The sequence below is a fragment of the Burkholderia mycopellens genome (assembly GCF_964265025.1).
Lineage (GTDB): Bacteria > Pseudomonadota > Gammaproteobacteria > Burkholderiales > Burkholderiaceae > Burkholderia.
On sequence record NZ_OZ183803.1, the window covers coordinates 293,607 to 314,805 of the forward strand.

17 protein-coding genes are annotated in these 21,199 nt (G+C 67.2%); 8 read left to right on the forward strand and 9 right to left on the reverse strand.

Annotated elements, in window-relative coordinates:
• Positions 1–41 precede the first annotated feature (41 nt).
• Entirely contained in the window at positions 42–869 is an 828-nt protein-coding gene (locus ACPTTC_RS19670; protein ID WP_413227024.1) for an IclR family transcriptional regulator, read from the reverse strand.
• A 188-nt stretch (positions 870–1,057) separates the two neighbouring features.
• Here ACPTTC_RS19670 and pcaF point away from each other — a divergent pair, with 188 nt between their 5' ends.
• Positions 1,058–2,260 (forward strand): 3-oxoadipyl-CoA thiolase, encoded by a 1,203-nt coding sequence (gene pcaF / locus ACPTTC_RS19675; RefSeq protein WP_175952576.1) that lies wholly within the window; start codon positions 1,058–1,060, stop codon positions 2,258–2,260.
• 196 nt (positions 2,261–2,456) lie between these two features.
• Here the strand turns inward: pcaF and ACPTTC_RS19680 are convergent, their stop codons facing one another.
• Together ACPTTC_RS19680 and ACPTTC_RS19685 are read right to left on the reverse strand one after the other, a co-directional pair.
• Positions 2,457–3,017 carry a GNAT family N-acetyltransferase gene (locus ACPTTC_RS19680; protein WP_423393560.1) on the reverse strand — a complete coding sequence of 187 codons (561 nt, stop codon included), beginning with the start codon at positions 3,015–3,017 and terminating at the stop codon, positions 2,457–2,459.
• On the reverse strand, positions 3,014–3,871 hold the full coding sequence (locus ACPTTC_RS19685; RefSeq protein ID WP_423393561.1) for a class I SAM-dependent methyltransferase: 858 nt from the start codon (positions 3,869–3,871) through the stop codon (positions 3,014–3,016). Before ACPTTC_RS19685 ends, ACPTTC_RS19680 begins: the two co-directional genes overlap by 4 nt.
• Before the next feature lie 311 nt (positions 3,872–4,182).
• Between ACPTTC_RS19685 and ACPTTC_RS19690 the strand changes: the two genes are divergently transcribed.
• Positions 4,183–5,727, forward strand: a complete 1,545-nt coding sequence (locus ACPTTC_RS19690) for a methyl-accepting chemotaxis protein (protein ID WP_423393562.1) — start codon at positions 4,183–4,185, stop codon at positions 5,725–5,727.
• Positions 5,728–6,141: 414 nt separating this feature from the next.
• Positions 6,142–7,686, forward strand: a complete 1,545-nt coding sequence (locus ACPTTC_RS19695; RefSeq protein WP_423393563.1) for a methyl-accepting chemotaxis protein — start codon at positions 6,142–6,144, stop codon at positions 7,684–7,686.
• Between the two features lie 119 nt (positions 7,687–7,805).
• Here ACPTTC_RS19695 and gabD read toward each other — a convergent pair whose 3' ends face one another.
• Both gabD and ACPTTC_RS19705 read right to left on the reverse strand, forming a co-directional pair.
• Positions 7,806–9,275, reverse strand: a complete 1,470-nt coding sequence (gene gabD, locus ACPTTC_RS19700; RefSeq protein WP_423393564.1) for an NADP-dependent succinate-semialdehyde dehydrogenase — start codon at positions 9,273–9,275, stop codon at positions 7,806–7,808.
• Positions 9,276–9,366: 91 nt separating this feature from the next.
• Positions 9,367–10,656, reverse strand: a complete 1,290-nt coding sequence (locus ACPTTC_RS19705; protein ID WP_423393565.1) for a 4-aminobutyrate--2-oxoglutarate transaminase — start codon at positions 10,654–10,656, stop codon at positions 9,367–9,369.
• Positions 10,657–10,776: 120 nt separating this feature from the next.
• Between ACPTTC_RS19705 and ACPTTC_RS19710 the strand changes: the two genes are divergently transcribed.
• Positions 10,777–12,288, forward strand: coding sequence for a PLP-dependent aminotransferase family protein (locus tag ACPTTC_RS19710; protein ID WP_423393566.1), 1,512 nt, complete (start codon positions 10,777–10,779; stop codon positions 12,286–12,288).
• A 120-nt stretch (positions 12,289–12,408) separates the two neighbouring features.
• On the opposite strand, the gene ACPTTC_RS19715 is transcribed toward ACPTTC_RS19710, so the two are convergent.
• From ACPTTC_RS19715 to ACPTTC_RS19725, 3 genes are read right to left on the reverse strand one after another with little or no spacing between them, the layout of a single operon-like run.
• The gene (locus ACPTTC_RS19715; RefSeq protein WP_423393567.1) at positions 12,409–13,914 is read right to left on the reverse strand and encodes an SLC13 family permease; all 1,506 of its coding nucleotides are present in this window, start codon (positions 13,912–13,914) and stop codon (positions 12,409–12,411) included.
• A gap of 29 nt (positions 13,915–13,943) precedes the next feature.
• Complete coding sequence (locus ACPTTC_RS19720; RefSeq protein WP_423393568.1) at positions 13,944–14,717, reverse strand: IclR family transcriptional regulator; 774 nt, start codon at positions 14,715–14,717, stop codon at positions 13,944–13,946.
• A complete protein-coding gene (locus ACPTTC_RS19725; protein WP_423393569.1) occupies positions 14,714–15,613 on the reverse strand; it encodes an N-formylglutamate amidohydrolase in 900 nt (299 codons plus the stop codon). The genes ACPTTC_RS19720 and ACPTTC_RS19725 overlap by 4 nt, the downstream gene beginning before the upstream one ends.
• A gap of 349 nt (positions 15,614–15,962) precedes the next feature.
• Here ACPTTC_RS19725 and ACPTTC_RS19730 point away from each other — a divergent pair, with 349 nt between their 5' ends.
• The gene (locus tag ACPTTC_RS19730; protein ID WP_423393570.1) at positions 15,963–17,066 is read left to right on the forward strand and encodes a porin; all 1,104 of its coding nucleotides are present in this window, start codon (positions 15,963–15,965) and stop codon (positions 17,064–17,066) included.
• A gap of 34 nt (positions 17,067–17,100) precedes the next feature.
• On the opposite strand, the gene ACPTTC_RS19735 is transcribed toward ACPTTC_RS19730, so the two are convergent.
• Positions 17,101–17,937 carry an EamA family transporter gene (locus ACPTTC_RS19735; RefSeq protein WP_423393571.1) on the reverse strand — a complete coding sequence of 279 codons (837 nt, stop codon included), beginning with the start codon at positions 17,935–17,937 and terminating at the stop codon, positions 17,101–17,103.
• 114 nt (positions 17,938–18,051) lie between these two features.
• On the opposite strand from ACPTTC_RS19735, the gene selD reads away from it, so the two are divergent.
• From selD to ACPTTC_RS19750, 3 genes are all read left to right on the forward strand, one after another.
• The gene (selD, locus tag ACPTTC_RS19740; protein ID WP_423393572.1) at positions 18,052–19,116 is read left to right on the forward strand and encodes a selenide, water dikinase SelD; all 1,065 of its coding nucleotides are present in this window, start codon (positions 18,052–18,054) and stop codon (positions 19,114–19,116) included.
• Positions 19,117–19,188: 72 nt separating this feature from the next.
• Positions 19,189–19,779, forward strand: coding sequence for a LysE family translocator (locus ACPTTC_RS19745; protein WP_423393573.1), 591 nt, complete (start codon positions 19,189–19,191; stop codon positions 19,777–19,779).
• 247 nt (positions 19,780–20,026) lie between these two features.
• Positions 20,027–21,106: a purine-nucleoside phosphorylase gene (locus ACPTTC_RS19750; RefSeq protein WP_423393574.1), complete on the forward strand. Its 1,080-nt coding sequence runs from the start codon at positions 20,027–20,029 to the stop codon at positions 21,104–21,106.
• The last annotated feature ends 93 nt before the right edge of the window (positions 21,107–21,199 follow it).

Genomic DNA, 21,199 nt, shown 5'->3' on the forward strand with positions numbered 1-21,199 from the left:
AAGCGCCGTGCAGGCGCGGCCAACCTCGCGTGCCCCTTCGCTCACCCGCGCCGCGCGACCAGCTCCGACACCGTCTGCGCGGCCTGCTGCAGCGGCCCGAGAAACTCCTTCACCATCTGCTTCGCGGTATGCCGCTGCGCATTGCCGCTGATGTTCATCGCCGCGATGATCTGCCCGCGCCGGTTGCGGATCGGCGCGGACAGCGACATCAGTCCCACTTCGAGTTCCTGGTCGACCACGGCCCAGCCCTGCTGGCGCACCTGTGCGATCGCCGCCTTCAGTTCGCCGAGGTCGGTGATCGTGCGCGGCGTATGCGCGCGGATGCCGCTTTGCGCGAGCGTTTCGTCGAGCGCGGCGTCGTCGAGCGCGGACAGCAGCACGCGGCCCATCGACGTGCAGTACGCGGGCAGCCGGCTGCCGATCGACAGGTTGATCGTCATGATCTTGCGGGTCGGCACCCGCAGCACGTAGACGATCTCGGTGCGGTCGAGCACGGCCGCCGAGCAGCTCTCGTGGATCTGCGCGGACAACTGCTCCATCACCGGATCGGCGAGATTCCAGAACGGCATCGACGTGAGGTACGCGAAGCCGAGCTCGAGGATCTTCGGCGTGAGCCGGAACAGCCGGCCGTCGGCTTCGACGTAGCCGAGCGTCTGCAGCGTGAGCAGGATCCGGCGCGCGCCCGCACGCGTCAGGCCGGTGGCCGACGCGACCTCGGTGAGCGTCTGCTCCGGGCGTGCCGCATCGAAAGCGCGGATCACCGCGAGGCCGCGCGCGAACGACTGCACATAGGAGTCGCCGGGTTTCGTCTGGGTGTCTTCGGTTGTCATGAGCGGGTGGAATATCGTGCAGCCGAGAAGATAGCGCATGGGGCCCGACACGCCAACCGCACGGCGGAGCGGGCGCTTGACAGGTCGTCCCCGCACTCCCTATGATGCGTTGAACGTTCGATACACGATCTTATGTTCGTATATAGAACATTTAAGCGCATCCCGGCGGGCAATGCAAGGGGCGCGCCCTGTTCATTCCCCAGCCTGCCCTGGGACCGGAGACACTGATGACCGAAGCTTTTCTGTGTGATGCGATCCGTACGCCGATCGGGCGTTACGGCGGTGCACTGTCCGGCGTGCGCGCCGACGATCTGGGCGCGGTGCCGCTCAAGGCGCTCGTCGAGCGCAACCGCGACGTCGACTGGACGGCGATCGACGACGTGATCTACGGCTGCGCGAATCAGGCCGGCGAGGACAACCGCAACGTCGCGCGCATGTCGGCGCTGCTCGCGGGGCTGCCGCAAGGCGTGCCGGGTTCCACGATCAACCGCTTGTGCGGTTCCGGGATGGATGCGGTCGGCGTGGCCGCGCGTGCGATCAAGTCCGGCGAGGCCGCGCTGATGGTCGCGGGCGGCGTCGAGAGCATGACGCGCGCGCCGTTCGTGATGGGCAAGGCCGCGAGTGCATTCGCGCGCCAGGCCGACATCTACGATACGACGATCGGCTGGCGCTTCGTCAATCCGCTGATGAAACAGCTGCATGGCGTCGATTCGATGCCGGAGACGGCCGAGAACGTCGCGGTCGACTACAACATCAGCCGCGCCGACCAGGATCTGTTCGCGCTGCGCAGCCAGCAGAAGGCCGCGCGTGCGCAGCAGGACGGCACGCTCGCCGAGGAAATCGTTGCGGTCACGATTCCGCAGAAGAAGGGCGATCCGGTGGTGGTGTCGCGCGACGAGCATCCGCGCGAGACGTCGCTCGAAACGCTGGCGAAGCTGAAGGGCGTCGTGCGCCCGGACGGCTCGGTGACGGCCGGCAACGCATCGGGCGTCAACGACGGCGCCGCCGCGTTGCTGCTCGCGAACGAAGCCACCGCGAAGCGCTTCGGCCTGACGCCGCGCGCACGCGTGCTCGGGATCGCGACGGCCGGCGTCGCGCCGCGCGTGATGGGCATCGGCCCCGCGCCGGCCACGCAGAAGCTGCTCGCCCGGCTCGGGATGACGATCGACCAGTTCGACGTGATCGAACTGAACGAGGCGTTCGCATCGCAAGGTCTCGCGGTGCTGCGCATGCTCGGCGTGGCCGATGACGATCCGCGCGTGAACCCGAACGGCGGCGCGATCGCACTGGGTCATCCGCTCGGCGCGTCGGGCGCGCGTCTCGTGACGACCGCGATGTATCAGCTGCATCGCACGAACGGCCGCTTCGCGCTGTGCACGATGTGCATCGGCGTCGGCCAGGGCATCGCGATCGCGATCGAACGCGTCTGACCCGCGTCTCGTGGCGAAGCGGCCGGGTACGGCCTGCTTCGCTGCTTGACCGCGTTACCGTTTCCGAATCGATGGGCGGCACGAGCATCCTCATGCCGCCCATCGTCTTAACCGGCCGGCGACAACCGCATGAGGCGCGCATCGCGCGCGTCGATCCCGGTGTCCGCGAACACTTCTTCACCCGCGTGCCGGTGCGTCAGGCGGTCGGTCCTTCCAGATGAATGTCTTCCGGCTCGAGCGCGTACAGCGCCGGGTCGGGCGATGCGCTGACCGTGAAGCCGAGCCGCAGGTAGAAGTCGATCGTGTTCTGCGATGGCGTGGCGGACACATACAGGCGTGCAGCGCCCATCGCGCGCGCCTGCTCGCGGGCCGCGCGGTAGAGCTGCTCGCCGAGCCCGCAGCCGCGCCAGTCGCGGCTCACGTGCAGGAACTTCAGCTGCAGCATGTCGCGGTGCGGGCCGAGCGGCTCGCTGTCGACGACGACCGCCGCGACGAGCCGTGCACCGTCGAACATGCCGAGGCACCAGCCGCCGCGATCGTGGCAGTCGAGCAGGATCGGCGTGTAGTGGTCGGCTTCGCCGTCGGGCCAGCCCGCGACGTCGTAGAAGTCGGGAACGAGATGGAGCGCGCCGTCGCGCAGCACGTACAGGTGTTCGATGATCTCGCGCCGGTCGATGGTCCACACGAGCGGCACATCGTCGCGCGTGAGCAGGCGGGCGGAAAGCGCGTCGCGTTCGGCGGCGGTGCGGCGCGTCATGCGGCCTCCCGATGCGCGGCGATCGCATACATCAGCGGCAGGCGCGGCATGCCGTCGGGCGGCACCATCCGGCGGCCGTCCAGCTCGCGCATGCCGTCGAAGCCCTTCCAGCCGTTCGCATACGGATATTCGGTCAGGCGGTCGATCGCGAGCCCGGCCGATAAGAGCGCGTTCACGACTTCGCCGATACCCCACATGAACTCGTAGCTCGGATGCGGGTTCGCGAAGTCGACGACGCCCGGATGGTCGTGCAGCGCGCCGAGCCCCGTGCCGGATGCGGCGACGTAATCACCGACACCTGTCGGCTCTTCGGTCGCGTCGCCGTTGAAATAGTCGTAGTGCGGCTTCCAGTGTTCGTCGAAAACCAGCGCAAACGGATGGAACTCGACCATCGCGAAACGGCCGCCCGGCGCGAGCAGTGCGGCGATCCCGCGTGCCCACGCGTTCAGGTCGGACAGCCAGCAGAGCGCGCCGTACGACGTGAACACGCGATCGAAGCGCTCGCCGCGCGCGGCGGCCTCGGGCATCCAGTCGAGCACGTCGGCGCGCTCGAAACGCGCGGGCAGGCCCGCGTCGGTCGACAGTTGCCGTGCGAACGCGATGGCTTCGTCGGAGATGTCGACTCCCGTCGCATCCGCGCCGTCGCGCACGAGGCTCAGCGTGTCCTGCCCCGCGTTGCACTGCAGGTGCAGGAGCCGCAGCCCGCGGATGTCGCCGAGCAGTTCGCGTTCCTCCGGAAAGAGTGTCGAGCCGCCGTCGCGGAAAAACGCGGCCTGATCGCCCTTGTGACTGTTATGTGCGACTGTCGCCGTATTCCAGGACAGCCGATTCAGTTCGTGCAATGCCTTTTTCATCGAATTCGAATGCCGATTGAATGGAGCAGGATAGACGGAATCGTTTCGCCGCGTGCAACGGCTGACGGCAATGACATGCCGTGCAGCGTGGCGTGACATGCGGATGGACACGCGCCGCGATTATTTCCGGATTATTTGATCGAAATCATGGCGGCCGCCGAATTGAATATTTTATGCGAAGAAAGGGTAAGGTTTTTCCCCAATATGCCGACAGTACGATGAAGACTGTCGTAAAGCGATAAACCGTTTTTCGGCTACTGAGCGTGAAGTCAGCGCGGCGCGGACGACAGATCCGCTTTTCGGAGCCTTGCATGCGCAATAACCAGCCCGTTACCCAACAGGAATTCGATTTTTCCGACGACGTCACGCTGATGTCGACGACCGACGCAGACAGCATCATCACCTACGCCAACACGACGTTCGCGCAGGTGAGCGGCTTCACGAACGAGGAACTCGTCGGCCAGCCGCACAACGTGGTGCGCCACCCGGACATGCCGCGCGAAGCGTTTGCCGACATGTGGGCGACGCTCAGGCGCGGCGAGCCGTGGACCGCGCTCGTGAAGAACCGCCGCAAGAACGGCGATCACTACTGGGTGCGTGCGAACGCGATTCCGGTGATGCGCAACGGCGAGCCGCAGGGCTACATGTCGGTACGCACGAAGGCGCCGCACGACGAATCCGAGGCCGCCGATGCGCTGTATCGCGCGTTCCGCGAAGGCAAGGCCGGCCAGCGCCGGTTCCACAAGGGGCTGGTGATCCGCACGGGCCTGCTGCGCATCGCGTCGCTGTCGCAAACGATGTCGGTGCGCGCGCGCGTGCATTCGGCGCTGTGCGTGCTCGCGCCGGCGGTCGTCGGCGCGGGCTGGGTGTGCGGGCTGGCCGGCGGTGGGCTCGCGGCGTTTGCCGGCGTGACGGTCGGCGTGGCGGCGGCGGCCGGCTTGTGGCTCGATGCGCAGATCGTGCGTCCGCTGAAGCGGCTGCACGAGCAGGCGCTGAACGTCGCGACCGGTGAAAGCCGGCGCGGGGTGCGGATGAACCGCGTCGACGAGATCGGCATGACGCTGCGCACGATCAACCAGCTCGGGCTGATGTTCCGCTGGCTCGTCGACGACGTCAGCGAGCAGGTGCTGAACGTGCAGCGCGCGAGCAACGAGATCGCGCAGGGTAACAACGACCTGAGCGCGCGCACCGAGCAGGCGGCGTCGAGCGTGCAGGAGACGGCTGCATCGATGGCCGAGATGACGGCGACGGTCGACAGCAACGCGGAGACCGCGCTGCAGGCGAACCGGCTCGCGATGTCGGCCAGCGAGGCGGCGGGGCGCGGCGGGCAGGCGGTGGGTGAGGTCGTCACGACGATGAGCGACATCACCGCCAGCTCGCGCAAGATCGCCGACATCATCGGCGTGATCGACGGCATCGCGTTCCAGACCAACATCCTTGCGCTGAACGCGGCCGTGGAAGCGGCACGCGCAGGCGAACAGGGGCGCGGCTTCGCGGTGGTCGCCGGCGAGGTGCGGGCGCTCGCGCAGCGCAGCGCGAATGCGGCGAAAGAGATCAAGACGCTGATCGGCGCGAGCGTCGAGCGCGTCGAATCGGGCGCGCGGCGGGTGGACGAGGCGGGCAAGACGATGGAGGACATCGTTGCGCAGGTGAAGCGCGTGTCGGATCTGATCGCGGAGATCAGCTCGTCAACGGCCGAGCAGAGCACCGGCGTGTCGCAGGTCGACCAGGCGGTGGTGCATCTGGACAACATCACGCAGCAGAACGCGGCGCTGGTCGAGCAGAGCACGGCGGCGTCGGAGAGCCTGAAGCAGCAGGCGACGCGTCTCGTGGATGCGGTGAACGTGTTCCGCTGATCGTCGCGGCGCGCACGCGATGTGCGCGCCCGATCCATGCATCGTGATTGACGCGTGCAATACGCGTTCAGGTTTTTCCATTCAATCAAAATGCACAAAACGAGAAATATTCGTATTGAATATTTTGCGTTTATGCGTCGTCCTGATATTGGGTAAATTGCGCTTAATGATCAGACGAATGGCCGTCAAACCGTTTCCTGGTCTGGTGTTTAGTTTCATCCATAAACAAATTGTTTGGTAAAAGAAAGATTATGCATTTTTAATGCATATTTTCCCGAATACACCATCATGTTTTCGTGGAATGTGCCGAAAGCGCAGGTGTCAGATCTACGCGCATGCGGATAGACCGAAATGCGCGGGGTCGCGAATCAATCGACAAGCGGACGCAAGATCCGTTACCCGGAGCTCCACACCATGCGCAACAACCAGCCCGTCACGCAACGCGAATTCGATTTTCCTGATGACGCGACGCTGATGTCGACCACCGACGCGAACAGCTACATTACCTACGCGAACGCGGCATTCATCCAGGTCAGCGGATTTTCCCCCGAAGAGATCGAAGGTCAGCCGCACAACGTGGTGCGCCACCCGGACATGCCGAAGGAGGCGTTCGCCGACATGTGGGCGACGCTCAAGGGCGGCGAGCCGTGGACCGCGCTCGTGAAGAACCGCCGCAAGAACGGCGATCACTACTGGGTGCGCGCGAACGCGATTCCGGTGATGCGCAACGGCGAGCCGAAGGGCTACATGTCGGTGCGCACGAAGGCGACGCGCGACGAGATCGCGGCTGCGGAGGCGCTCTACAAGGAATTCCGCGAAGGGCAGGCCGGCAACCGGCATTTTCACAAGGGGCTGATCGTCCGCAAGGGCGTGGCCGGTTTCACGTCGCTGTTCCAGACGATGTCGGTGCGCGCGCGGCTTCATCTGTCGTTGTGCGTGCTCGCGCCGGTCGTGGTGGCCGGCGGGTGGGCGTGCGGGCTGGCCGGCGGTGGGCTCGGGGCGTTCGCGGCGGTGACGGCCGGCGCTGCGGCTGCTGCGGGGCTGTGGCTCGATGCGCAGATTGCGCGTCCGCTCATGCAGTTGCGCGACGAGGCGTTGCGCGTGGCGACCGGCGAGAGCCGTAGCGGCGTGCGGATGAACCGCGTCGACGAGATCGGCATGACGCTGCGCACGATCAACCAGCTCGGGCTGATGTTCCGCTGGCTCGTCGACGACGTCAGTGAACAGGTGCTGAACGTGCAGCGCGCGAGCAACGAGATCGCGCAGGGCAACAACGACCTGAGTGCGCGCACCGAGCAGGCATCGACGAGCGTGCAGCAGACGGCCGCGTCGATGGCCGAGATGACGGCGACCGTGTCGAGCAATGCGGAAACCGCGCTGCAGGCGAATCAGTTGTCGGTGTCCGCGAGCGAAGCGGCGGGGCGTGGTGGGGAGGCGGTGAGCGAGGTGGTCGCGACGATGAACGAGATCACGGCCAGCTCGCGGAAGATCTCGGACATCATCGGCGTGATCGACGGCATCGCGTTCCAGACCAACATCCTTGCGCTGAACGCGGCGGTCGAAGCCGCGCGGGCCGGCGATCAGGGGCGCGGCTTCGCGGTGGTTGCCGGTGAGGTGCGAGCGCTCGCGCAGCGCAGCGCGAATGCGGCAAAGGAGATCAAGACGCTGATCGGTGCGAGCGTCGAGCGCGTCGAATCGGGCGCACGGATCGTCGACGGCGCGGGCAAGACGATGGAGGATATCGTCACGCAGGTGAAGCGCGTGTCGGATCTGATTGCGGAGATCAGTTCGTCGACGGCTGAACAGAGCACGGGGGTTGCGCAGGTCGACCAGGCGGTGGTGCATCTGGACAACATCACGCAGCAGAACGCGGCGCTGGTCGAGCAGAGCACGGCAGCATCGGAGAGCCTGAAGCAGCAGGCAACGCGGCTGGTGGAGGCGGTGAACGTGTTTCGGTGAGCGCGGCGGAAGAGATGACGCGGGCACGACGGAGAGGGGCGCCGGCCCGCGTCGGACCGCCCGGTTCCGGCCGGGCGGTCAGGGCCCGTCGCCGAAGCGGCAGGCCCTGAACCGTTACGTCAGACGGCGAGGCAGAGGTACTTGATCACGACGTAGTCGTCGATGCCGTAGTGCGAGCCTTCGCGGCCGAGGCCCGATTGCTTCACGCCGCCGAACGGTGCGACTTCGTTCGAGATCAGGCCCGTGTTCACGCCGACCATCCCGTATTCGAGCGCTTCGGCGACCTTCCACACGCGGCCGATGTCGCGGCTGTAGAAGTACGCGGCGAGGCCGAACTCGGTGTCGTTCGCGAGGCGGATCACTTCATCGTCGCTGCCGAACTTGAACAGCGGCGCGAGCGGCCCGAACGTCTCCTCCTTCGCGACCTTCATCGCCGGCGTGACACCTGTCAGCACGGTCGGCTCGAAGAAGCCGTGGCCGAGCGCGTGGCGCTTGCCGCCCGTCACGACGGTCGCACCCTTCGCGAGCGCGTCCTCGATGTGCGTCTCGACCTTCAACACGGCCGCTTCGTTGATCAGCGGACCCTGCGTGACGCCCGGCTCCGTGCCGCGGCCCACCTTCAGCTGGCCGACGGCTGCCGCGAGCTTCTGCGCGAACTGGTCGTACACGGCTTCATGGACGTAGAAGCGGTTCGTGCACACGCAGGTCTGGCCGCTGTTGCGGTACTTCGACGCGATCGCGCCCTGCACGGCGGCGTCGAGGTCGGCATCGTCGAACACGATGAACGGGGCATTGCCGCCGAGCTCCAGCGACACCTTCTTGACCGTCGCCGCGCATTGCGACATCAGCAGGCGGCCAACCGGCGTCGAGCCGGTGAACGACAGCTTGCGCACGATCGGGTTCGACGTCAGTTCGCCGCCGATCGCCTTCGGGTCGCCCGTGACGACGCTGAACACGCCGGCCGGCACGCCCGCGCGCTCGGCCAGCACGGCCATCGCGAGCGCGGAGAAGGGCGTCGCCTCGGCCGGCTTCACGACGATCGGGCAGCCTGCGGCAAGTGCCGGGCCGACCTTGCGCGTGATCATCGCGGCCGGGAAGTTCCACGGCGTGATCGCCGCGCACACGCCGATCGCTTCCTTCGTCACGACGATGCGCTTGTCGCTCGCCGGCGTCGGGATCGTGTCGCCGTACACGCGCTTGCCTTCTTCCGCGAACCACTCGAGGAACGATGCGGCATAGCCGATCTCGCCTTTCGCTTCAGCCAGCGACTTGCCCTGCTCGGTGGTGAGGATCAGCGCGAGGTCGTCGGCGTTTTCCATCATCAGGTCGTGCCACTTGCGCAGGACGACCGCGCGTTCCTTCGCGGTCTTCTTGCGCCATGCCGGCCACGCGGCGTTCGCGGCTTCGATCGCGTGACGCGTCTCGGCCGCGCCCATCGCCGGCACCGTGCCGAGCAGGCCACCCGTTGCCGGGTTGCGGACCTCGAACGTCTCGCCGTTCGTCGCGCCTTGCCATTCGCCGTTGACGTACGCCTGCTGGCGGAACAGCGACGGGTCTTTCAGTGCCAGGGTTTCCTGAACCGTGTTCATGTGAATCACCTGCTTCGAAAAGGACGGATGAAACGGCCGCCGCCGTCGTAAAGACGGCGGCGGCGCATTCAATGGAGAAGTCGACGGAAACTCAGGCCGGCACGCCGACCGTTTCCTTCAGCACTTCCTCGAGGATCACGAGCGCTTCGTCGAACACGGCTTGCGGGATCGTCAGCGGGAACAGGAAGCGCACGACGTTCGAGTACACGCCGCACACGAGCAGCAGCAGGCCGCGCTCGAGCGCACGCGCCTGCACGCGCTTCGTGAATTCCGCATCCGGCTCGCCCGAGCCCGGCTTCAGGAACTCGACCGCGATCATCGCGCCCGGGCCGCGCACGTCGGCGATCTGCGGCACGTCGGCCTGCAGCGCGTTCAGCTTCGCCTTCAGCACGTCGCCGAGTTGCGTCGCGCGTTCGCACAGCTTCTCTTCGTCGATGATCTCGAGTACCGCGTGTGCCGAGGCGACGGCCAGCGGGTTGCCCGCGTACGTGCCGCCGAGGCCGCCGGGCGCTGCCGCGTCCATCACGTCCGCACGGCCGACGACGCCCGACAGCGGCATGCCGCCCGCGAGGCTCTTCGCCATCGTGATCAGGTCGGCCAGCACGTCGTAGTGCTGCATCGCGAACAGCTTGCCGGTACGCGCGAAGCCCGTCTGCACTTCGTCGGCGATCAGCAGGATGCCGTGTTCGTTACAGATCTTGCGCAGCGCACGCACGAATTCGGCCGGCGCCGGGTTGAAGCCGCCTTCGCCCTGGACCGGTTCGAAGATGATCGCGGCGACGCGCTTCGGATCGATGTCGGCCTTGAACAGCATCTCGATCGCCTTGATCGAGTCGGCGGTCGTCACGCCGTGCACGGCGTTCGGGTACGGGGCGTGGAACACGTCGCCCGGGAACGGGCCGAAGTTCAGCTTGTACGGGGCGACCTTGCCGGTCAGCGCCATGCCCATCATCGTGCGGCCGTGGAAGCCGCCCGAGAACGCGATGACGCCCGGGCGGCCGGTGGCGGCGCGCGCGATCTTGATCGCGTTCTCGACGGCTTCGGCGCCGGTCGTGAAGAACGCGGTCTTCTTCGGGAAATCGCCCGGCGCACGTTCGTTGATCCTCTCGGCCAGCTCGACGTACGACGCGTACGGGACGATCTGGTAAGCGGTGTGCGTGAAGTTGTTCAGCTGATCCGCGATCGCCTTGACGATCTTCGGGTGGCGGTGGCCGGTGTTCAGCACCGCGATGCCGGCGGCGAAATCGATGAAACGGCGGCCTTCGACATCCCACAGCTCCGCGTTCTCGGCGCGGGCTGCGTAGAAATCGCACATCACGCCGACGCCGCGCGGGGTGGCGGCGTTCTTGCGGGCCTGCAGGTCGGCATTCTTCACGGTCATCTCCTTGATGTTCTGTCCGGTGAGTAGAAAATCGGGCGCTTCGACAGCCCATGGAGGCGACTATAATCACATTTGGCTCTGGCAATCAGAGCCATTTCAATAAATATTCAGGAGCCAATCATGCGCGCGAGCGTGTTGTCGGACTGGCTCGCGCAGCGCCTCGTGCGCGGCGGCGAGCAGCCGATCTACCGGCAGCTTCACCGGCTGCTGCAACAGGCGATCCTGTCGCGCGAACTGCCGGCCGGCACGCGCGTGCCGTCGTCGCGGCTGCTGGCCGCCGAGCTCGGGATCGCGCGCAACACGGTCACGCAGGTTTACGAACAGCTTGCGCTCGAAGGCTATGTGAACTCGGCGACCGGCCGCGGCACGTTCGTCGCCGACAGCGCGCCGGACGAGATCGTCGGCGCGCCGCCCGACGCGGCCACGACTCGCCCGGCGTTCGTGCAGCCGTCCGTGCGGCGGCTGTCCGCGCGCGGCACGCGGCTCGTCGAAGGGGCCGGCGTGTCGAAACGGCAGGGCGGCGCGTTCATGCCGGGCGTGCCCGATGTGTCGCGATTTCCGGCGCGTGTGTGGACGCGGCTGCACAACAAATACTGGCGGCGGCTGCGCCCCGACCTGCTGACCTACGCGCCGGGCGGCGGCCTCGCACTGCTGCGCGAGGCGCTGGCCGACTACCTGCGCACGTCGCGCTCGGTGCGCTGCACGCCCGAGCAGATCGTGATCACGACCGGCATCCACCAGTCGATCGACCTGGCGGTGCGGCTGCTGACCGATCCGGGCGACGCGATCTGGACCGAGGATCCGTGCTACTGGGGCGTGCGCAGCGTGCTGAACGTGTCGGGGCTGACGACGCGGCCGATTCCGGTCGACGACGAAGGGATCGCGCCGAGCGCCGCCGATCTCGCCGAGCCGCCGAAGTTGATGCTCGTCACGCCGTCGCACCAGTATCCGCTCGGGATGGTGATGAGTCTCGCGCGGCGGCGGATGCTGCTCGAATACGCGCGCCAGCACGGCTGTTGGATCATCGAGGACGACTACGACAGCGAATTCCGCTACGGCAGCCGGCCGCTCGCGTCGCTGCAGGGGCTCGATACCGCCGGGCAGGTGATCTATGTCGGCAGCTTCGGCAAGACGCTGTTCCCGGGGCTGCGGGTCGGTTACCTGGTCGCGCCCGAGCCGCTCGCGGAAAGCTTCGCGACCGCGAGCGCCGAACTGTATCGCGAAGGGCAGCTGCTGCAGCAGGCGGTGCTCGCCGAATTCATCGCGGAAGGGCACTTCGTGTCGCATATCCGCAAGATGCGCACGCTGTACGGGCAGCGCCGCGAGGTGCTGCTCGACGCGGTCGCGCAACGCTACGGTGACACGCTGCACGCGCTCGGCAGCGATGCGGGGCTGCATCTGGTCACGCAGTTGCCGGAAGGCGTCGACGATCGCGCGGTCGCGCAGGCCGCGCTCGAACGCAATATCGTCGTGCGGCCGTTGTCGGGGTATTACGCGGACCGCGAACGTGCGGCACCGGGGTTGCTGCTCGGCTATGCGTGCGTGCCGGAGGACGAGATCGCGACCGCGTTCGCGACGCTCGCCGAGGCGATCGACGAGCGGGCGTTTGGCAAGGCGGTCGAGGTGGCCTGAACGGCGCCTGCGGTTGCGGCATTGCGTGGCGATGGTCGCCGCCGCCATCGAGGCCGGACGGCGTCATGCTCGCTCGATGGCCGGGAGAGCATGCGCGTCCTGCACTGCCTGCCGCGAATCTCAATACCCGATCCACACCGCGAACGTCAGCACGACGCACGACAGCGCGAGCAGCGTCAGGAACAGCGGCAGCACGAAGCGGATCCACGCGCCGAAATCGACGCGCGCCGTGGCCAGGTACGCGAGCAGCATTCCGGACGTCGGCGTGACGAGGTTCGTCAATCCGCCGCCCAGCACGAACGCGAGCACCGACGTCTGGCCGCTCACGCCCGAGAGCTGCGCGATCGGCCCGATGATCGGCATGCTGACCGCGGCCTTGCCCGACACCGACGGAATGAACACGTCGAGCACCATCTGCACGCCCATCAGCCCGTTCGCGACCCACACCGGCGACTGCCCGTCCGCGAGCCGCGTGAAGAAGTGGATCAGCGTGTCGAGCACGAGGCTGTTCTGCAGCAGCAGTTCGACGGAAGCGGCGAGCCCCATCAGCAGCGCGGCGAGCATCATGTTCTTCATCCCGTCGACGAACGCGTCGGCCGCGCTGCGCGAATCGAGCCCGCCGATGATGGCCGTCGCGATGCTCACGGCCGTGTAGAACGCCGCCAGCTCGACGTTGCCCCACTTCAGCTCGCGCGTGCCGTAGATCAGCATCGCGACGGCGGCGGCGAACACGGCCAGCGTCGCCTTGTGGCGCAGCGACAGCTTCGCGGCCGCGTGCGCGGCATGGCCCGCGGCGGTCTGCCCGGCCCGATAGCCGGTGTTGCGCACGTAGCGCAGCAGGTACAGGATGCCGATCGTCAGGAATACGACGAATACGACCGCGCGCAGCGCGACGCCGCTGAACAGCGGCACGCCGACGAGCGGCTGCGCGACGGCCAGCGCGAGCGGGTTCGTGACCGACGCGATATAGCCGATCTTCGCGGCGAGCGCGACGAGTGCGACCGCGAACAGGTCCGGGAGACCCAGGCGCCGCGCGATCACGACCACCATCGGAATGATCACGAGGTACTCGGAGATGAAGCCGAGCAGCGTACTGCCGAGCCCGATCAGGATCATCAGCATCGGTGTCAGCAGGTATGCGTTGTTGCCGGTGAGCAGCAGCAGCCGGTCGATGCCCGCGTCGACCACGCCGGTGCGGCGCATCACCCCGAACATCCCGCCGACGAACATCACCATCACGATCAGCGGCGCGTTCTTCAGCAGCCCTTGCGGCACCGCGACGAACGCCGAAACGAGGCTTGCCGGCAGCGCTTGAGCGGAGGTGCTGTGACTGACGGCCGGCGCGACGAGCGTCGCGGGGGCGGTGGTCTTCGGCACCACGTGATAGGTGCCCGGCACGACGAGCCGGCCGTCGCGCGCGAACTGGCCCGAGTCGACGACCCACGTGAGCGCAATCGCCGCGGCGAGCACCCACAGCATCATCACGACGGGATGCAGCATCTTGCCGTGCGGATGCGGCGCGTGACCGGCGGGCGCGGCCGGAACGCCGGCCGCCGGATCGTCAGCCGCGAGTGCGGGGGTGTCGGCGCCGTGCGCGCCGGCCGGGTTCGGGGAAGGGGCGGACATCGAATCCTCGTCGAAGAAGAAGCGGGCCGTCAGGCCGGTTGCAGCGCGGCGCGCGCCGGGACGTAGCCGAGTTCGGCGGAAATGGCGAGGCTGCATGCCTGCAGGCGTTCGAGATAGTCGGGAATGTCGGCGTGGCTCACGCGCACCTCGGGCCCCGTCACGCTGACGGAGGCGACCGTCGCGCCTGTCAGGTCGCGCACCGGCACGGCGATCCCGACCGCGCCGGGCGTCACTTCGCCGCTGCTCACCGCGTAGCCCTTGCGCGCGACCGCGTCGAGTTCGCCGGCGAGCTTCGCCGGGTCGTCGGCCTGCCCGTCCCGGCGCAGTTGCGCGAGATATTCGTCGCGCACCGCGTCGGGCGCGAATGCGAGCAGCACCTTGCCCGATGCGCCGAAATGGATCGGCCGGCGATTGCCGACCGCGCCGACGGTGCGCACTGCGTGCGTCGTTTCGCAGCGCGCGACGCACACCGATTCGAGCCCTTCGCGCACGCGCAGCACGATGGTCTCGTTGATCGCCTGGTTGAGCGCGAGCATGTGCCGGTGCGCGGCGCGCACGAGCGCGTTCTGCTGCGACGCGGCCACGCCGATCACGAACGCCTGCGGGCCGAGCGCATAGGTGGACGTGCGCGGGTCCTGCACGACGAAGCGATGCAGTTCAAGCGTGCACAGCATCCGGTACGTGCGCGACTTGTTGATGCCGAGCTGCGATGCGAGCTCGGTCACGCCGAGGTTCGGATGCTCGGCCACGTAGGTCAGCAGCTTCAGCGCGCTGTCGACGGCGTCGACGATGTAGGTCGTCATGCGGGGCCTCCCTGCGGTGCGATGCGCGCGCGGACGTAATCGGCGAGTGCGTCGAGGTACGCGTCGACCGAGCGCTTCAGCGTGGCGAAGCCTGCATGTTTCGCGAATGCGGCCTCGTCCATGTACAGCGCGCGGTTGAATTCGATCTGGATGCCGTGGCGCTGCCGTGCGGGATCGGCGAGTGCGGTCAGCAGGTCGCCGCCCTGATACGGGTCGTTGACCTGCACGCGATAGCCGGCGCCGGCGAACCATTGCGCGGTCCACTCGGTGAACGCCGGATCGGCGGTCGTGCCGCGCCGGTCGCTGACGACGACGTCCGGCCGCAACGCACCCGCGTCGACGTTCATCGCGTTGCCGCGCGACTTCATCGAATGGCAGTCGATGTGCCACAGCGCGCCGTGCGCCGCATGCAGCGGCTCGGCGATGCCGGCGAGCGCGCGGCGGTACGGCAGGTAGTACGCGTCGATCCGGTGGCGTACCTCCGCGAGCGACAGCTTGCGGTCGTACAGCGGCACGCCGGGCAGCGCGTCGCGCCGGATCAGCCCCATCCCGCGCTGCGTGTACGGCTGCGGCGACAGCGGCTCGGGCCACGGCTCGGCGAGCAGCGTCGCGTCGATATCGGTTTCCGCACGGTTCGGATCGATGTACGCGCGCGGAAACGTCGCGCCGAGCAGCGTGCCGCCGCGCGCAGGGGCGCCGGCCCACAGTTCGTCGATGTACGCGTCCCACGTCGTGCGGATCGCGTCGTCGGGTGCGACGGTTGCGAAGTCCGGCGGATACGCGATGCCGCTGTGCGGCGAGTCGACGACGATCGGCAGCGCCGGCACCGTCGGCGTCGCGACGAAATAGGCAGGCGATGCGCCGGCAGTCGCGTTGTTGCAATTAAACGTCAGCATGGGGATCAGGTTCTTTACCTAGTTTCTCGAGGCGTCTCGTTCGAATGTTTTAATCATTAAAACAACGTATCAATATTTCACAACGACTGAAAATCGCGGTCAAGGGCTTTTTGCAGTACCGGGATTGCGCGCCTTGATCGGCCTGTCATGCCCGTGATTATTGGGCTTGTTTCATTCCTTGAAACGCCTTGCGATTCAGGTGAATTCGACCCCCGCGTACGATTTTTGACGTCGCTTGACGCTTCAAATCACAAAATCCAACAATAAATAAGACGATGTTTTATTCAATAAAACTCGTTTCGAGCGAAATAAATCGCTCTCCATATTCAACCGATAAAAGGGGTCGGAGATGAAGCGAAAAGGGATGGTGGTTGCGCTGGCGGGTATCGCAACGGCGGCCGGTGCGATGCACGCGCACGCACAGTCGAGCGTGACGCTGTACGGCGTGGTCGATTCGGGGATCACGTACACGAACAACCAGAACGGCCACGCCGCGTGGCAGGCGACCGGCGGCAACGAGCAGGGCACGCGCTTCGGGCTGCTCGGCAAGGAGGACCTCGGCGGCGGCACGCGCGCGGTGTTCCGGCTCGAGAACGGCTTCAACATCGAGAGCGGCGCCGCGAGCCAGGGCGGCCGGCTGTTCGGTCGCCGGGCATACGTCGGGCTGGAGAACGACCGCTGGGGCACGCTGACGATGGGCCGCCAGTACAACGCGGCGCAGGAAGTGCTGGAGCCGCTGCAGATCGGCGCGACCACCGCGCTCACGCAGTACGCGCTGCATCCGTTCGATACCGACGACCTGAACAACACGTTCCGCACCAACAACTCGGTGCAGTACCAGACGCCCACCTGGTACGGGCTGCGCGCGGTCGGCCTGTACGGCTTCTCGAACTCGACGTCGTTCGCGCAAAACCGCGTGTGGAGTATCGGCACGAGCTACGAGAACGGGCCGCTGCAGCTCGGCGCGGCCTACGTGCGCGTCGATCACCCGGCGCTCGACACCACCGGCGCGGCGGCATCCGACAACTACTACACGTTCATCAAGGGCGTGACGCGCCAGCAGATCTGGGGCGCGGGTGGCGCGTATGCGTGGGGGGCCGCGACGTTCGGGCTGCTGTACACGAGCTCGCTGTTCAACCTGCAGACGGGCGGCGCGATGCGCTTCAACAACTACGAGGGCAGCGTGCGCTACCTGATGACGCCCGCGCTGCAGTTCGCGCTCGGCGAAACCTATACGCAGGTGCTTGCGTCGCAGGGGCCGAAGCCGAGCTCGCACTACCTGCAGACTAGCGTCGGTGCGCAGTATTTCCTGTCGAAGCGCACCGATATCTACGTGAACGCGTTCTACCAGCGTGCGTCGTCGAACACGGTGGCCGCGATCGAAGGGATCTCGAATCCGTCGAGCACGCGCACGCAGATCGTCGCGGTGACGGGGATCCGCCACAAGTTCTGACGCGGCAGCAGCCTGCGGGCGGGGCGCTTTCCGCTTACAACCGGATCAGCGCCGCGCCGGCGACCACCAGCGCGCACGCGGCGAGCCGCTGCGCGCCGGGACGCTCGCGCATCACGAGCCAGCCGATCGCGACGGCAAAGATCGAACTCGTTTCGCGCAGCGCCGACACCGTCCCGACCGGCAAGTACCGGTACGCGAGGATCACGATCCCGTACGCCGCGAGCGAGATCGTGCCGGCGATCGCGCCCTGCGCGAGTGCGGTGCGCGAGCCGAGTACCGCGCGCGGGCCGCCTCGCACGGCGCAGACCAGCACGAACTGCGGCACGCTCCACAGCACGTACACCCACGCGATGTAGCCGAGCGCGCTGCCGGACACGCGCGAGCCGATGCCGTCGCAGATCGAATACGCGGCGATGAACACGCCCGTGAGCAGCGCAAACGGCACGCCTTCGCCGGAGAACCGGAAGCCGCGCCGCAGCGCGAGCGACATGATGCCGAACGACACGAGCGCGATACCTGCGAAGCCGAACGGCGTTGGCTGTTCGTGGAGGAATACGAGCGCCAGCATCGACACGAGCAGCGGCGAGATCCCGCGCGCAATCGGGTAGATCTGCCCGAACTCGCCGCTGCGGTAGGCGCGCGCCAGCGTGAAGCAGTACGCAACCTCGAGCGCGGCCGACCCGGCGATATACGGCCATGCGGCGGGCGCCGGTGCGGGCAGCAGGGCGGCGCCGGCGACGCCGAACACGAAATACGGCAGGGACATCGTGCCGAGCTGGACGAGCCGGTCTTCGCTGACGTGGAGGAAGGCGTTCCAGATGGCGTGCAGCAATGCGGAGCACAGCACGAGGCCGATGAAGAGGTGGTCCATGAACGAAGGTGCGGACAGGGGCGGGAGCGGAGGGGCGCCGTCATTATGTGGGTATCGGGCGCGCTCGCATGGAATTGTCGATAATGGAGTGCTGTTATTCACCGGATGCCGACAATGACCGAAGCCACTCAAGCCCAGCCTGCCGTTCCGCGCCTCACGAGCCTGTCGCATGGCGGCGGCTGCGGCTGCAAGATTGCACCGGGCGTGCTGTCCGAGCTGCTGAAGCGCGCGACGCCGCCCGCGCTGTTCCCGGATCTGCTGGTCGGCACCGAGACGTCCGATGATGCGGCCGTCTACCGCCTCAACGACGAGCAGGCGATCGTCGCGACCACCGACTTCTTCATGCCGATCGTCGACGATCCGTTCGACTTCGGCCGCATCGCCGCGACCAACGCGCTGTCCGACGTCTATGCGATGGGCGGCAAGCCGATCCTCGCGCTCGCATTGGTCGGCATGCCGATCAACGTGCTGCCGCACGAGACGATCGCGGCCGTGCTGCGCGGCGGCGAATCGGTGTGCGCGGACGCCGGCATTCCGGTCGCCGGCGGCCATTCGATCGATTCGGTCGAGCCGATCTACGGGCTCGCGGCGATCGGCGTCGTGCATCCGTCGCGCGTGAAGCGCAATGCGGCGGCGCGCGCGGGCGACGTGCTGGTGCTCGGCAAGCCGCTCGGCGTCGGCGTGCTGTCGGCCGCGCTGAAAAAGAACCAGCTCGATGCCGCGGGTTATGCGCAGATGGTCGCGACGACCACCAAGCTGAACCGGCCGGGCGCCGAGCTTGCCGCACTGCCGGGCGTGCATGCGCTGACCGACGTCACGGGCTTCGGGCTGCTCGGCCATACGCTCGAACTGGCGCGCGGCGCGCACCTCACCGCGCGCGTGCACTATGCGTCGCTGCCGTGGCTCGCGGGCGTCGAGGCGTTCGTCGCGGATGGCGTGTTCACCGGCGCGTCGGGTCGCAACTGGGCCGCGTACGGCGCGGACGTGCGATTGGCCGCGACGCTGCCGCCTGTCGCGCAGGCGCTGCTGACCGATCCGCAGACGTCGGGCGGTTTGCTGGTCGCGTGCGCGCCCGATGCCGTCGACGACGTGCTCGCATGCTTTCGTGCCGACGGCTTCGACCGCGCGGGCGTGATCGGCGAGATGGTGGACGGGCCGGCGCGCGTCGATGTCGCGTAACGCCGAAGCGCCACGCCGGATCATTTTTCGGTCGCTGGAATCGATGCCTTTCATCGAAGACATCGACGACCGATGAACGACTTCCTGTTCGGGCTGATGATCGCGCTGTCGGTCGGGCCCGTTGCACTGATGATCGCGAACTACGGGATGCGCGCCGGCACCGCGAGCGGCGTGCGCGCGGCGGTGGGTGTCGCGACGGCCGACGGCTGCTATGCGGTCGTCGCGTTCACGCTCGGCGCGATGCTCGCGAGCACGCTCGCCGCGCATCTGTCGCTGTTTCGTCTGGCCGGTGCGCTCGTGCTGCTCGCGATGGGGGCACGGATGCTGTGGCAGGCGCTGCGGGATCGTCGCCGCACGCTCGATGGCGACGCTCGACCGCCGGGCAGCCGCCCGTTCGCATCGATGTTCTTCGTCACGCTGGCGAACCCGCTCACGATCCTGTTGTTCTATGGCTATGCAACGGCTGCCGCCGGTGCGCATCGGCACTGGCTGCTCGGTGCCGCGTGCGTGTTTGCGGGCAGTCTCGCGGGGCAACTCGTGTTCGCATTCGGCGGCGGCGTGATCGGCCGGATCGTGAAGTCGCCGGGGCTCCTCGCGGCGAGCCATGTGGTCGCGGCGCTGGTCGTGCTGGGTTACGGGGTGGCGGGGCTGGCGCGGTTGTAGCGGTCCGCCGGGCGATGCGCATGCAGGGGCGATCGGCGTGCCGGTGTCGATAAACCGGATAGTATTCCTGACGGTATGTCGTCGTGCGGAGAGCATGTCCGCCACGATTTCCGCGCACACCACACCCGCACCCACGCACCGGCGCCGTTTCGTAGTCGGGTTCCGCATCGGGCACGCGCGTTCTATACTCCGTCGCGCAGTCTACGAGAGCCGTTCTCACCCAACATCCTCGAAACAAGGAACGCCGATGCTGACTCGCTCCATTCTTTCCGCCGCCGCATTCTCGCTCGCAGCCTGCGCAACCGCGCCGTCGATCGCGCAGGACAACCAGGGCAACAACGCGGGCAACACTGCATTGTCCGAGACCGGTGCACAGGGCCGCCCGGTCAAGGTCATGATCATCACGATGTTCGGTCCGGAGGGCCAGGCCTGGCTCGACCGGCTCGGCCCGTGGCGCGACATTGCCGTGCCCGGTCTGTCGCCCGACTACCCGAACGTGCATTGCAACAAGCAGGACGTGTGCGTGGTCACGACCGGCATGGGCTATGCGAACGCGTCGGCGACGATCATGGCGCTCACGTTCTCGCAGCGTTTCGATCTGCGCCGCACGTACTTCCTGATCTCCGGCATCGCGGGCGTCGACCCCGCGCAAGGCACGGTCGGTTCGGCCGCGTGGTCGAAGTACCTCGTCGATTTCAGCCTGCAGTGGGAACTCGATGCACGCGAGATTCCGGCCGGCTGGAATACCGGCTTCCTGGGCATCAACACGAAGAGCCCGAACGACAAGCCGCCGCTCGACTATCGCACCGAAGTGTTCCAGTTGAATCCGCAACTGACCGACGCCGCGGTCGCGCTGTCGCGCAACGTCGTGCTCGCCGACAGCGCGCAGGCGCAGGCCGCACGCGCGAAGTTCAACTACGCGCCGGCGAACCGGCCGCCGACGGTGATCCAGTGCGACACGTCGTCGGGCAACACGTGGTTCTCGGGCACACTGATCGGCGAACGCGCGCGCCAGTGGACGAAGATCCTGACCGACGGCAAGGGGACGTACTGCATGACCGCGCAGGAAGACAACGCGACGTATGAAGCGCTCAAGCGCGCGGCGAGCGTGAAGCGGGTCGACCTGTCGCGCGTCGCGGTGCTGCGTACCGGGTCGGATTTCGACCGGCCGTATGCGGGGCAGACGAGTGCCGACAACCTGCTCAACTACGCGGACCAGGGCGGCTTCGCCCCGGCGACCGAAAACCTGTACCGCGCGGGCAATCCGCTCGTTCAGGACATCGTGACGCACTGGGGCGAATGGCGCGACGGGGTGCCGCGCCGGTAAGTTGACCGAGCGACGCGTGGGAACAGCTCGATCGTCCGCGCGTGGCAGAACTCCGGGTGACGCTGTGTCGCCCGGAGCGACCGGACGCAGGAA

Excerpts from the sequence above, each read along its gene's own strand:
- ACPTTC_RS19670 (WP_413227024.1), bottom strand. The coding sequence starts at position 869 with ATGCGCTATCTTCTCGGCTGCACGATATTCCACCCGCTCATGACAACC.
- pcaF (WP_175952576.1), top strand. The coding sequence starts at position 1,058 with ATGACCGAAGCTTTTCTGTGTGATGCGATCCGTACGCCGATCGGGCGT.
- ACPTTC_RS19680 (WP_423393560.1), bottom strand. The coding sequence starts at position 3,017 with ATGACGCGCCGCACCGCCGCCGAACGCGACGCGCTTTCCGCCCGCCTG.
- ACPTTC_RS19685 (WP_423393561.1), bottom strand. The coding sequence starts at position 3,871 with ATGAAAAAGGCATTGCACGAACTGAATCGGCTGTCCTGGAATACGGCG.
- ACPTTC_RS19690 (WP_423393562.1), top strand. The coding sequence starts at position 4,183 with ATGCGCAATAACCAGCCCGTTACCCAACAGGAATTCGATTTTTCCGAC.
- ACPTTC_RS19695 (WP_423393563.1), top strand. The coding sequence starts at position 6,142 with ATGCGCAACAACCAGCCCGTCACGCAACGCGAATTCGATTTTCCTGAT.
- gabD (WP_423393564.1), bottom strand. The coding sequence starts at position 9,275 with ATGAACACGGTTCAGGAAACCCTGGCACTGAAAGACCCGTCGCTGTTC.
- ACPTTC_RS19705 (WP_423393565.1), bottom strand. The coding sequence starts at position 10,656 with ATGACCGTGAAGAATGCCGACCTGCAGGCCCGCAAGAACGCCGCCACC.
- ACPTTC_RS19710 (WP_423393566.1), top strand. The coding sequence starts at position 10,777 with ATGCGCGCGAGCGTGTTGTCGGACTGGCTCGCGCAGCGCCTCGTGCGC.
- ACPTTC_RS19715 (WP_423393567.1), bottom strand. The coding sequence starts at position 13,914 with ATGTCCGCCCCTTCCCCGAACCCGGCCGGCGCGCACGGCGCCGACACC.
- ACPTTC_RS19720 (WP_423393568.1), bottom strand. The coding sequence starts at position 14,717 with ATGACGACCTACATCGTCGACGCCGTCGACAGCGCGCTGAAGCTGCTG.
- ACPTTC_RS19725 (WP_423393569.1), bottom strand. The coding sequence starts at position 15,613 with ATGCTGACGTTTAATTGCAACAACGCGACTGCCGGCGCATCGCCTGCC.
- ACPTTC_RS19730 (WP_423393570.1), top strand. The coding sequence starts at position 15,963 with ATGAAGCGAAAAGGGATGGTGGTTGCGCTGGCGGGTATCGCAACGGCG.
- ACPTTC_RS19735 (WP_423393571.1), bottom strand. The coding sequence starts at position 17,937 with ATGGACCACCTCTTCATCGGCCTCGTGCTGTGCTCCGCATTGCTGCAC.
- selD (WP_423393572.1), top strand. The coding sequence starts at position 18,052 with ATGACCGAAGCCACTCAAGCCCAGCCTGCCGTTCCGCGCCTCACGAGC.
- ACPTTC_RS19745 (WP_423393573.1), top strand. The coding sequence starts at position 19,189 with ATGAACGACTTCCTGTTCGGGCTGATGATCGCGCTGTCGGTCGGGCCC.
- ACPTTC_RS19750 (WP_423393574.1), top strand. The coding sequence starts at position 20,027 with ATGCTGACTCGCTCCATTCTTTCCGCCGCCGCATTCTCGCTCGCAGCC.